13 protein-coding genes are annotated in these 12571 nt (G+C 49.7%); 7 read left to right on the forward strand and 6 right to left on the reverse strand.

Annotated features, from left to right (window positions below):
- Positions 1-7 precede the first annotated feature (7 nt).
- The 6 genes from rmuC to udp form a co-directional block, all read right to left on the reverse strand.
- The gene (gene rmuC / locus Z042_RS02700) at positions 8-1546 is read right to left on the reverse strand and encodes a DNA recombination protein RmuC (RefSeq protein ID WP_024912280.1); all 1539 of its coding nucleotides are present in this window, start codon (positions 1544-1546) and stop codon (positions 8-10) included.
- Positions 1547-1686: 140 nt separating this feature from the next.
- Positions 1687-3000, reverse strand: coding sequence for an OprD family outer membrane porin (locus tag Z042_RS02705; protein WP_024912281.1), 1314 nt, complete (start codon positions 2998-3000; stop codon positions 1687-1689).
- Between the two features lie 237 nt (positions 3001-3237).
- Positions 3238-4026: a histidine phosphatase family protein gene (locus tag Z042_RS02710; RefSeq protein ID WP_081758437.1), complete on the reverse strand. Its 789-nt coding sequence runs from the start codon at positions 4024-4026 to the stop codon at positions 3238-3240.
- A gap of 353 nt (positions 4027-4379) precedes the next feature.
- Positions 4380-4910 (reverse strand): DedA family protein, encoded by a 531-nt coding sequence (locus tag Z042_RS02715; RefSeq protein ID WP_024912283.1) that lies wholly within the window; start codon positions 4908-4910, stop codon positions 4380-4382.
- A 90-nt stretch (positions 4911-5000) separates the two neighbouring features.
- Positions 5001-5783 carry a tyrosine-protein phosphatase gene (locus Z042_RS02720; RefSeq protein WP_024912284.1) on the reverse strand — a complete coding sequence of 261 codons (783 nt, stop codon included), beginning with the start codon at positions 5781-5783 and terminating at the stop codon, positions 5001-5003.
- Between the two features lie 129 nt (positions 5784-5912).
- Positions 5913-6674 (reverse strand): uridine phosphorylase, encoded by a 762-nt coding sequence (gene udp / locus Z042_RS02725; protein WP_024912285.1) that lies wholly within the window; start codon positions 6672-6674, stop codon positions 5913-5915.
- Positions 6675-7234: 560 nt separating this feature from the next.
- Between udp and Z042_RS02730 the strand changes: the two genes are divergently transcribed.
- From Z042_RS02730 to Z042_RS02760, 7 genes are all read left to right on the forward strand, one after another.
- Positions 7235-8113, forward strand: coding sequence for a hypothetical protein (locus Z042_RS02730; protein ID WP_024912286.1), 879 nt, complete (start codon positions 7235-7237; stop codon positions 8111-8113).
- Positions 8113-8670, forward strand: a complete 558-nt coding sequence (locus Z042_RS02735) for a hypothetical protein (RefSeq protein ID WP_024912287.1) — start codon at positions 8113-8115, stop codon at positions 8668-8670. Before Z042_RS02730 ends, Z042_RS02735 begins: the two co-directional genes overlap by 1 nt.
- 35 nt (positions 8671-8705) lie before the next feature.
- The gene (locus Z042_RS02740; protein WP_024912288.1) at positions 8706-9254 is read left to right on the forward strand and encodes a hypothetical protein; all 549 of its coding nucleotides are present in this window, start codon (positions 8706-8708) and stop codon (positions 9252-9254) included.
- A gap of 36 nt (positions 9255-9290) precedes the next feature.
- Entirely contained in the window at positions 9291-9839 is a 549-nt protein-coding gene (locus Z042_RS02745; protein WP_024912289.1) for a hypothetical protein, read from the forward strand.
- A 217-nt stretch (positions 9840-10056) separates the two neighbouring features.
- Complete coding sequence (locus Z042_RS02750; RefSeq protein WP_024912290.1) at positions 10057-10893, forward strand: dienelactone hydrolase family protein; 837 nt, start codon at positions 10057-10059, stop codon at positions 10891-10893.
- A gap of 98 nt (positions 10894-10991) precedes the next feature.
- Positions 10992-11789: an AraC family transcriptional regulator gene (locus Z042_RS02755; protein WP_202901325.1), complete on the forward strand. Its 798-nt coding sequence runs from the start codon at positions 10992-10994 to the stop codon at positions 11787-11789.
- Between the two features lie 82 nt (positions 11790-11871).
- On the forward strand, positions 11872-12537 hold the full coding sequence (locus Z042_RS02760; RefSeq protein ID WP_024912292.1) for a B3/B4 domain-containing protein: 666 nt from the start codon (positions 11872-11874) through the stop codon (positions 12535-12537).
- Positions 12538-12571 lie beyond the last annotated feature (34 nt).

Genomic DNA, 12571 nt, shown 5'->3' on the forward strand with positions numbered 1-12571 from the left:
CGCACCGTCACGATATCGGGCGCGATTCTTCATCGGTATCGTCGTTTTCTTCTTCAGGGAGTGCATGGAAATCCTCACCCTGCGCTGCGGAATCGCCGCCATGCTGAGCATTCGCTTGCTGTGCCAACAGCGCATTAATTGGCCGTTTCACCTCAACCCCAAGTGTTCGAAAGCTCTCAATCCGGCCGATCAGATTACCACGGCCGGTACTCAGCTTGTTCATTGCCTGGTGATAGCTGCCTTGAGCCTTATCCAGGCTTTGCCCCAATGCCGACATATCATCAACAAACAGGCGCATCTTGTCATACAAACGGGCAGCACGTTCGGCAATGCGTTGAGCATTCTGGCTTTGGTGTTCGTAACGCCACAAATTGCTGATAGTACGCAACGCAACCAGTAATGTGGTTGGGCTGACCAGCATGATGTTATGCTGCAATGCTTCACCGATCAGTTCAGGCTCGCGATCGATCGCCAGCAGAAATGCAGGCTCCACCGGGATAAACATCAGCACATAATCCAGCGAACGCAAACCAGGCAGTTGTTGGTAATCTTTACGGCCCAACAGGCGAATATGCCCACGCAATGAAGCGATATGTTCAGTCAGCGCCGCCTCACCTGCGGCTTCATCTTCGCTGTTGAAGTAACGTTCGTAAGCCACCAGAGACATTTTGGCGTCAATCACCACATCTTTGCCCTGTGGCAAGCGCACGATCACATCGGGCTGCATACGGCTCTGGTGATCCAGCCGCACATTAACCTGCGTTTCATACTCATGCCCTTCGCGCAACCCAGAAGCCTCCAGCACCCGGCTCAGCACCACCTCCCCCCAGTTACCCTGGGTTTTATTATCACCTTTCAGCGCTTTGGTAAGATTGAGGGCTTCACGCGCCATCTGCGCATTCAGTTGCTGCAGATTACGGATTTCATGGGTCAAAGTATGGCGTTCACGGGCTTCTTGCCCAAAACTGTCCTGTACCTGGCGGCGGAACCCCTCCAGTTGATCGCGTAACGGCAATAGCAGGCGATCGAGACTTTGCTTATTTTGCTCATCAACCTTGCGGCCACTGTGTTCAAAAATGCGATTCGCCAGGTTTTCAAATTGGGTCGTCAGGCGTTGTTCACTGCTGATCAGCAATCGCTGTTTCTCTTCCGCCGCCATGCGGGTTTCTTCCAAACGAATAGTGACTTCACGCAGTTCTGCCTCCTGCGCACTGTTCACTTCACGCTGCGCCCGCAGTTCCTGATTCAGTTGTTCACATTCATTGCGCCAGTGAGCAAGTTGCTGCAACCGCTCCTGCCCAGCGGCCAATTGGCTGTGTAACTGACGCAGTTCCAGATCGTTCTGCCGCAGTTGCTGTTCGTGGTGTTGCAGGGTTTCCTGGCGGGCAGCGATTTCCTGCTGGGCCTGTTGTAGAGATTGTTCCAGTAAACGTAACTCGGTTTCATGCTGGGCGCGGTGCTGTTGCCCCCACAAACTGGCGAACAACCAGCCCAGCAGCATACCGAACACACTTCCACCAATACCGAAAACCAAACTGGATTCCACCCTGCCTCCCATTACCTGATGCTGTTCCGGCGCATTTACGCCCGTTGCCTGTCACGTTAAAGGGAGACTGTATGGATGTCCAGCAGGTTTTCATGCAGGAAAACGCGGTACCGCCTGCGGCACCGCGTTGATAAGGCAGATTAAAACAGTTTAAAACGATACTCAGCGATAAATTCAGCCGCTAATGAGTGAGAAGTGAGGTAGTCACCGTGGGATATTATGGGTGTTTTGTTCACATTTTTATAAGACCAGCCCGGCCCGAACATGGCGAACACGGTCAGATTCTTCAACTTCGGATGGGCAGGAGCCCAACGGCCGAAAAGATTCACTTCGCCGGTGCGTACCGTCGTTCCTTGGTAGTCAAACTGGCCGTAGATGCCCCCCAATCCTGCCGTAAACTCAGGCGTAATATTATATTCAGCCATTGCTCCCAGCATGGTTTCGCCATCTCTCATGTAATCTTCACCCGCATACGCCATTGAGGTGAAAGTACCGCGCGAGTTTCTTGCCATATGGCGCGGGTAAAAGCCGAGCTCACCCTCACCTTTGGAAGCCTGAGTATGGGCAATACCGAGTTTGACATTCCAGAGCGGCTCTTGCCATTTAGCATCGAAAGCATAGTGGTTGGCATTACGATCAAAATTGCGTCGGCGCAGCGCCATTTCTTTGTAATCATCCAATGCTTGAGTAGCATAAATCTGGCTGCCCAAACTGAGCTGTTTATTCGGCTTCAACGCCACACGCAGGATTTGGCGGCGCAGGTAATTCTGCGACTCACCATAAGCCAATTGGCTGTTGAACAGGCTGTTTTCATAGCCCAGCTCCCCCGTAACCAAGTGACCAATCTCACGGCCGTCGTTGGTTTCCAAACGCAGGCTGTCTGGCGAGTTACGTTCCATTGAGCGATCAACATAAGCACCACGCAGTGATAACCCATCGTTTTCTACACCACCAGACCAACCCAGATAGGTGGTGGGTGAAAGGCGTGTCGAGTTGGAAATCACGCCATAGTTGCGCAGCGTTTGCCAACCCACCTGCGCATTCAGTGCCACATCCCCCACATCACCCTTCAATTTGATATAGCGCTGACCAAATTTGCTGTAGCCAGCCGCATTATCTCTGCTGTTGCCAGGGCCTTTACTGTACAGCACCCCACGGGTGTTGAAATAATCACTGGCCCCCAGTTTTACCGCACTATAATAATTGACATTCACACCAATGGTGTCGGCAAAATAGCCAGATTGATATCCCAACGCCACCCCTTGCCCCCAAGCATTGTGTATTGCTTTTGGATTAGCGGCATCTTCTTTAAGATATTTCCAGTAATTTTTTAGAGAAAGTTCCGCTTGGCTATCACTGAAAAAAGATGAAGAAAGTATGCCTTCATCAGCAGCCAGAGTAACGGTTGAAAATAAAGAAACAGTGATCAAACACCATGAAGCAGATTTTTTCATTATTGCTATCCCCTGGAATGGATATATCCTAAATAATTCGAGTTGCAGGAAGGCGGTAAGGATGAGCCCCATCAATGATGGCTCATAATTCCCAGAAGCATAGATAACTCTATGACTGGGTGAACAAACGCAGCCAACGCACATGCAACGTGAAGTACGACGGATATACAGGAATCCCTACCAAGGCAATTTAATATTGCCTTGGTTTTCCTTTGTTATTTTTTAATAAGGTAAGAATTAGCGGCCTTTGTTTAATATCTCCTTTCCTTTGGCGACATAACTCATATCACCCAAATCAGCTATCGTATATTTGCCGTCTTTATAAGTAACTTTCACCACGGCGGCATTCGCCAATGGTTTATTCTTATTCGGATTATCAGTCATATCTGAAACCATCATCAACATCGATAACCCTGAAGAAACAGCCAGCACATTTTTATCACCGGCTTTTACTGCATCCTGCACAATAGTATGCAATGCACGCTGCATACGTGTTTTTATCTGTAGGGCATTTTCTGCTTCCTTTTTCTCATCGCTTTGGCTAATGGCGTTCACCATTGTGATAAGATCGATCTTTCCTTCTCCTGCCTGTTGGAACATGACAGCCCCAGACTCCATCCCCATTTTCTTGGCAGCAGCATTCGCCATGTCTGGATTCGGTAAACCTTCAAATCCACCAAAGAACATTTCGCGTAAATCAGGCAGCTCCGTCACATTAATGTCTGACTTTCCCATTTCCTTAAGCAGAATTTGCATAGTTTCACGCTGGCGCCCAGCATCGCTGGTGTAATACCGTTCAAATGGAATATCTTTCAGTCCTGCACCAAGATAACGAGCGGTTTCAACTCCCGGTGCCGTCAGCGGTGAATCTGACCATCCCTGAACGCGATCATAAGTATTAAGAATTGTTTTCCCATGGCGAGCGAAGTAAATATTCACACTATCATCGTCAGCAGCAAAGGCATTAGATGTCATTGCAAAAGAAAGAGAAAATAGCGAAGCAAATAACCATGTCTTTATTTTCATCTGATACTCCTTAGTGAAAAAGTGACGTTTACGCGTTAATTTATTTAATCATTCGCGGATTGCTTTCAATATTTAGTGAAAAAAAAACCCAAACCCGTGACATTTTATGTCAAGAAGGTTTGGGTTTTGCCTGTTTATTAACAGTAACAATCCACTTATCGACGAAACTAACATCACTAAAAAAAGAAGGGAAATGAAATAACCAAAATAAAGATAAATTCGTGATCAAATTCTCACTCTATTAACCATGATTAATAGAGGAAGTAAAACGGCCTCATCGGATTGATGACTCAGAACGAGAGCAGGAAAGGTATAACCTCCAATCACCAAAGCAGCACGTGGAAAACAAGCTTCTACCCCATCCACTGGCTTAACCACTTAATGCCATACACCCCTGGTGCCAGAATGCCGAATGCCCATACCATCGCTGAGGCCAGATTGGCCATCTGAAACGATGTTTGCGGCATCGCGCAAATCCCCCCAACCAATGGCACCACCGCACGCAGCGGACCAAAGAAACGGCCAAAGAAGATACCCAGCACCCCCCAACGTTCAAAGAACGCATGCCCGCGCACCAACAATTGCGGATTGCGCGACAGCGGCCACATATGGGCGACGCGATCCTGGTAGTGATAACCAATCCAGTAAGAAAGCCAATCACCCAAAAATGCCCCGGCAGCGGCTGCCGCCCAGATCGGCCAGAAAGCAATACCGCTTTCGCCGATCAAAGCTCCCAGTGCCAAAAGAATCACCGTGGCTGGCAATAACAAGGAAAGGAAGGCCAGAGATTCACCAAACGCCAGCAAGAAGATAATCGGCACTGCCCAATCCTCATGTTGCCGCACGATATCACTCACCCAATAAACGATATCATTGAGGCTCAATGACCTGCTCCTAACAAGAAAAAAACCGCTTCAAAGATAAGCAATATCCACCAGTTTGAGTTAACCCTAGCTAAACAGGTCGCAATTCAATCACTCCAGATAAAACGCCTGTAATGCTTCGCGCTGGTTTGGCCCCAATCCATATTCGCTTTCCAACCAGCAATCAGCCGAACCATATTGCTCGCGAATGCAGGACAACGCCGTCATCAGGAATTCTTCTCGCGCACTCAACACATGAGCAAACTGCGCCAACGCAGCAGTATTCAAACGAATAGACAGTTGATCCAGCATATGCTCACGGAAGGCCGCCAATGTGGTTTCCGTCAGCAAATAATCCTCAACTACCGTGGCTTCATCTGCCCCCAACGCCAGCAACACCAGTGCAGAACCTACGCCCGTGCGATCTTTCCCCACCGCACAATGCTGCACAATGGCTCCCGATTCAGGCGTGACCAGCAATTGGGCCAATTGGCGATAGGCTGAGTTGTTAAACGGCAGATGGCGGTACAGTTTCAGCATAAATGCCTGCGCATCAAACCCTGCCAGCGTTTCGTTGGTGAGTTTTTCCAGATTGGCATTCACTTCGTTGCTGAGTGGGTTAGCCGGGAAGTGGTGATAATCAACCCCTTGCCAGAGCACATCCGGCCTGGCCTGCACTTCATCGGCATCACGGTAGTCAAGCACCGAACGCACGGGCACTTCTGCCAGAAAGGCGCAGTCGCTTTCAGTCAATCGTTCCAATGAACCAGAGCGGAACAGCACCCCGCGTTTGATACGGCGGCCATCAGCTACGCTGTTGCCACCGAGATCGCGAAAGTTAATACCACCATCAAGCGGAGCCAACGAAGGATGAAGCAGGATCTGGGCGGTCATAAACATCCTCAATTATTATCATCTGGGAAATGCATCACGGAAACCTGACGCAGGTGAACCTAATAACCGTAACAGATTACTGCGGGATGGAGAAACGGGCTCATCGAATAGCCCGTTTTTGGGCAGGTATTACAACAGGCGACGAGCCGCGTTGACCACGATCTGCACCGCCTGGCTTTCGGTTTTCTTCATGGTTTCTGCGTCAGGAATCTCTTGTTGGGTGCGATTGACGATCACCCCCGCCACCATACCGGCACGCAGCCCTTGGCTGGCACACATGGTCAGCAAGGTTGCAGATTCCATTTCATAATTCATCACCCCCATGGCTTGCCACTCTGCCATTGAACCTTTGAAACGGCCGACCACTCGCCCAGAATAGGTATCGTAACGCTCTTGGCCAGGGTAGAAAGTATCTGAAGACGCGGTAACGCCGATATGCGTCGCGGCACCGCTGGCTTTGGCCGCTTCAACCAGCGCTGTGGTACAGGCGAAATCGGCCACTGCCGGAAACTCCATCGGCGCAAAGTGCAAACTGGCACCATCAAGGCGTACCGCCGCCGTTGTCACCAGAACATCACCCACATTGATATGGGTCTGGATAGCGCCGGTAGTGCCGATACGTAAAAAGGTACGAATGCCCAACTGTGCCAGTTCTTCAACCGCAATCGACGTCGATGGGCCACCAATACCGGTTGAGCAGACGATAACTGCTTTGCCATCCAGTTCTGCCCGCCACGATGTAAATTCACGGTGGGAAGCCAGATATACCGGGTTTTCCATCAGCTTGGCAATTTTCTCTACGCGCTGCGGATCACCAGGAACAATAGCGAGCGTAGCCCCTTGTAGATCGTTTTTCGTAAGGCCGAGGTGGAAAACGTCAGATTGAGACATAAGAGACTCCTCTTGAGCTTGGTTTATTGGGAGGAACAAAAAAATACTCTACTGAAAATCACCGTTTAATTTCGTGGTTAAAATCACGATTAACTAAGAAACAAAAAATAAATTACATTTATTTTGTGATAATAATCACAAAATAACATCAAGTTAGATATCTCAAGAAACTGGCCAAGCATTGCATTTGCCAGACCAGGGCATCCAGCGTACTGAGAAAATACGGCATCAATGCCGTGGCCGAACCAGGGCAGCATCAAACAGTACGCTGTTGGTATTTAAGCACTTGCTCGATGGCTTCCAGTTTGTACTCTGGGGTACGTTTACGTTGGGTTATGTTCGATGACCTCAATGTTCTGTTGTGACATTAACAGGCTATTGAGATGTCTGGAACTATTGAGCCACTACAGACTCCCGTGCCTTTCCTTCTGGAATCTCTGTGCCAGTATTCATGCCATCCCGGTTATCAAATATCAGAATCTGGATATTTTATTTCTTGTGTTTCAGTCATATATTGTGAATTTGTTTCTCCGTTAATGCCTATGACGAAAGGATACGCAATGGCAAACCCCTATTTCAGAACGAGAGCATCAACCCTTCCCATCAGCCAACTTATCTATATGGCTCATGGTGAGAAACTCAATCTCAAAGTTGACGGACTGGGGCCGGATGGCCGCCATCTGGTCATTCGGGCCTCTCCTGAACATCAGCTTGGCCTTGTCGTTAAAAAAGCGGATGACAAACGCCGTGAGCAGGACATTGAAATCACCGCCAGAGGGCATGGCAGGGTGATGCTTTATGGTTTTAACGCCACGTCGGGGGCAACTTATCGCTGTATGCCGGGACTCTCTGAGCGCTGTCTACCGCCGCTGTCAATTGATATCGTCAGTGCGATCTCAATGCCTGAAAATTTATCCGCAGAGCAACTGGCACTCTTGCGGGTATTGCTGGCAGAAACCATACAACCTACGGCACCCGGATTTGATATGGCCCAGGCCGTGCAGGCGATGCAGTATATGCGCCAGGTGCTGTTTAACCGCCTGGCGTTTCCCCACCCTCACTATCTGGATGTACCGAGAAACAATCCCACACTGCTCGGTTTGATTGGTTCCGGTAGAGCTGTTGAGGGATTTAAGGGCTATCCTCAGATGACTCAAGATATTATTGACCGTCTGGGAGGGTTTATCACATCTTGCAATCAGGGGGCAGGCAAGCATTTTCTGCTGTATCGTCAGCTATTCCAGCATGCACTGGCAATAGCTACCGGACAGCTAAACGGCCCGGAGCATAACCCTAAATTGTACGGCTGGCGTACCCTGAAAGGGGGGAGTCCGGGGATTAATTTTCAGGTAGCAATGAACTTACAGGGGCAAACCTTCTATACGCTAACACCGGAATTTATGGCCGACCCACATGGTAATAAGAAGGAAAAAAAATAATGAGAATTATCTTGCTGGTTGCAAGCCTTATATGTGCCGGGCTGGTTCAGGCTGAAGAAGGAAAAGGCGATTACATTTATTCTGAAAAAGTTGTTAAACGCTTTAAAATAACGGAGGTCAGTCCCTATAAAGATTATTACCTGCCCTCTATGCGCTATCAAATGTTGCTCTCCAAGTTTAACGACAGCGATAACACATTTTGCGCTATTGGTTATCAGTTGGAGGATGGATTCAGGGAGGCCGCTGTCTTTTGGGACAAGGGAAAGAAAATCATCAGATGGCAACCCGAAGGGGTAGATTTCAGTGACTATAGTGCAAAAGTAAGCACCTTATCTCATGCTTACTCACCTTCTATTCAATACGAAAGCGTCATACCTCGAAAAGATATCACCATGGCCGATCAGGTGTCTTACGCCAAGGAAGATGTTGACGCCATGCGCGCAGATTGCGAACACAATGGAGAAATCATTACCATCAAAGCCTTTGCTACCCCAAAAGCCTGCGAGGAGTATAACCTGCAAGATTTTGAGTGCATTGAACCGTTGTTAACGCCTTGAAGTTACCCACATGGTAATAAGAAGGGGAAAAAATAATGAGGATCATCTTGCTGGTTGCCAGCCTGATATGTACCGGGCTGGTTCAGGCTGAGGAGGGTAAAGGCGACTATATCTATTCCTGGAAGATAGTGAAACGTTTCAAAATTACTGAAACCAGCCCTTATAAAGAGCATTATCGACCTTCCATGCGTTATACGATGCTGTCGTCTAATAAAAATGGTAGTGATAACCGTTTCTGTGCCATCGGCTATCAGTTGGAAAATGGACACAGGGAAGCCATTATCTTTTGGGATAAGGGGAAGAAAATCATTAGCTGGCAACCCGAAGGGGTAGACTTTTCTGGCTATATAGAAAAGGTCATAACAATGACTCGGCCGTCTATCCAATACGACAGCATCATACCTAGAGATAAAATCACTATGGGAATGATGGCTGCCTACGCCAAGGAAGATGTTGACGCCATGCGCGCAGATTGCGAACGCAATGGGGAAGTCATTACCATCAAGGCCTTTGCTACCCCAAAAGCCTGTGAGGAGTATAACCTGCAAGATTTCGACTGCATTGAGCCGTTGTTAACGCCTTGAAGTTACCCACATGGTAATAAGAAGGGGAAAAAAATAATGAGGATCATCTTGCTGGTTGCCAGCCTGATATGTACCGGGCTGGTTCAGGCTGAAGAAAGAAAAGGCGATTACATTTATTCTGAAAAAGTTGTTAAACGCTTTAAAATAACGGAGGTCAGTCCCTATAAAGATTATTACCTGCCCTCTATGCGCTATCAAATGTTGCTCTCCAAGTTTAACGACAGCGATAACACATTTTGCGCTATTGGTTATCAGTTGGAGGATGGGTTCAGGGAGGCTGCTGTCTTTTGGGACAAGGGAAAGAAAATCATCAGATGGCAACCCGAAGGGGTAGACTTTTCTGGCTATATAGAAAAGGTCATAACAATGACTCGGCCGTCTATCCAATATGACAGCATCATACCTAGAGATAAAATCACTATGGGAATGATGGCTGCCTACGCCAAGGAAGATGTTGACGCCATGCGGGCAGATTGCGAGCGCAATGGGGAAGTCATTACCATCAAGGCCTTTGCTACCCCAAAAGCCTGCGAGGAGTGTAACCTGCAAGATTTTGAATGCATTGAACCGCTGTTAACGCCTTGAAGTTACCGCAATGAAAACGGGGCCATGACGGCCCGCTAATTCCAGGTGTGACCATTGAACAACATGATGAAAAAATAGTAAAAATGCCACTATGCCAAATAGTGAAGCATTTTTTGCCAACCTGGCTGAAAATCCTCCACAGGATGCCAATAAACGGTAATCTTACCTATAGTTAACCCTTCCCGAGCTTTTCTCTATTAATTACATGGAGACCGCAATGAAAACTGAACAAGAGATGACACTGAAACCGGCTCAGGGGGGCTTCGCCCCAGTGGTACTACCGCTAGCCACGTCAACCATCCAGACCGATGAGCGGGACATCCATTCCGGCGAAACCACCATTCCTTCACAAGGTGACGGCCTCCCGGCATATATCGCCAAACCAGCCGATCACTCTGGCCCACTCCCTGTGGTCTTGGTGGTGCAGGAAATTTTCGGTGTACACGAACACATTCAGGATTTATGCCGCCGTTTAGCGAAGCAAGGTTACTTGGCGATTGCCCCAGAACTCTACTTCCGCCAGGGGGATGCCAGGGATTACAGCGATATCAGCGATCTTCTGCAAAAACTGGTCAGCCAAGTGCCTGACAGACAAGTGCTGACCGATCTGGATCATGCCGCTCATTGGGCAACACGCCACGGTGGTGATGCCAACAAATTGGCGATCACCGGTTTTTGCTGGGGCGGGCGTATCACCTGGCTGTATGCCGCACATAACCCGCAGTTAAAAGCCGCCGTGGCTTGGTATGGTAAATTAGTGGGGGAAAAAACCCTGAATTCGCCAAAACACCCGGTTGATATCGCCACTCATCTTTCCGCTCCGGTGCTTGGCCTGTATGGCGGCCAGGATAGCAGTATCCCGTTAACGACGGTAGAACACATGCGGCAGGCGATTCGTGCGGCCAATGCCGATGCTGAAATTGTGGTTTACCCAGAAGCCGGCCACGCATTTAACGCCGATTATCGTCCAAGTTATCATGCCGAAGCGGCAACCGACGGCTGGCAGCGTATGCTCAGTTGGTTTATCCAGCACGGTGTAGTGGGTGTGAAATAACAAAAAACCAAGGTGCGTTGGGGATTGAGCACCTACTGACGGCAAACACGACCTCGGGCAGAATAATGATAGGCTGATACGCAAAGGAGTATTTTCAGATGACGGTCAGTTTCAGCATGCTTCCTTGTTCTATGCCAGGCGTCGAAGCCGTGCTCGCTTCCACCCGCCATGCCTATCCTAAGCATTTTCACACACAGTTTGGCATCGGGCTGATAGAACATGGGGCACAAAAATCACTCAGTGGGCGCGGGCAGGTCGAAGCCGGGCCCGGTGATGTCATCACCGTCAATCCTGGTGAGGTGCATGATGGCCGCCCGATTGGCGAACAGCCACGCTCATGGCGAATGCTCTATCTGGAACCGGCCGTGGTGATAGCCACCATAGGCGAGCTTGCCGCTGGCAACGCACACCACAGCGAGTTTTCATCCCCAGCACTTGTTGATGCCATCGCCGCCGCTAGTTTCCGTAGTCTGTTCAAAAGTATAACTTGTGCATCACACCATAACCTCCAGCAGGAACAGGCACTGCTGCTCCTGCTGGCTCGATTGCTCCACGTCAGTGAACCAAAAGAAACCGCACCAGCCCCCCGCCTCGCCAAAGAGCGTATTGACGATGATCCTGCCAGCCCGGTGACTCTGGCCGAGCTGGCACAGCTTTGCGGCATGAGTCGCTTCCAACTGTTACGCAGCTTCCAGCGCGCTACCGGCATCACGCCACACGCTTACCAGATCCAACGCCGTATCCAGGTTGCTCGGCAATTGATTGCGGCCGGCACTCCATTGGCAGAAAGCGCCGCAGCGGCGGGCTTTGCCGACCAAAGCCATCTATCGCGGCAATTTCGTCAAGCGCTTGGGGTTTCTCCCGGCATCTATGCCAACAATCAACGCCGCAGCTAATCGGCTGCAATTTCGTTCAAGACGCCGCCATTGATAGAGGCCACAGTAGTGCAACTGACCTCAACTTCATTCCCGGTGAACCATGAACTTTACCTACGCCAGCAGTATCAGATCGGCTTTTCCCGCATTGGTTTCTTGTTGCCTGTTCATTGATGCTGTTGAGCAGCAGATAGATGTCAGCCAAGCGGTGGCGGATCTCAACCAGCAAACCATTGACAAATTGAACGGTGGCACCGAAAGCGATTTAGCGGAGATCCAAGCCTGGCGGCGTGCATTCGTTAACATGGGGCTGAAACCTACCCAGTACCGCTGCGCAGCGGAATCCCTGCTGCGCCGCTGGCGCAAAGAAGGTTCACTGCCTGCCATTTTCCCATTAATCGATCTGTGCAATGCCTTGTCACTGGCATTTGCCATTCCGATTGCGGTTTTTGATCGGCAAAAAATCAGCGGAGATCTACAGGTTAGACCGGCCACAGGACACGAGATTTACCACACCTTTTCCGGCACCATAGAGCATCCGGCCCCTGGTGAGGTGATCTTTGCAGACGCCACTGGCCGCGCTCACGCACGGCGTTGGACTCATCGACAAAGCGGTTATTCGGCAGTTTCCGCAAACACTACCCAGGCACTGATTGTGATGGAAGCCATGCATAGCACCGCGGCACAAGATATTGCCGCCCTAAGCGCGGCGTTGATGCAGCAAATCCACCGCATCTGGCCCAGCAGTACTTCGGCACCACTTGCATAGCAAAAGGGCGCCGCAGCGCCCTTGAATAAACCAT

This window comes from Chania multitudinisentens RB-25, assembly GCF_000520015.2.
Taxonomy (GTDB): Bacteria; Pseudomonadota; Gammaproteobacteria; order Enterobacterales; family Enterobacteriaceae; genus Chania; species Chania multitudinisentens.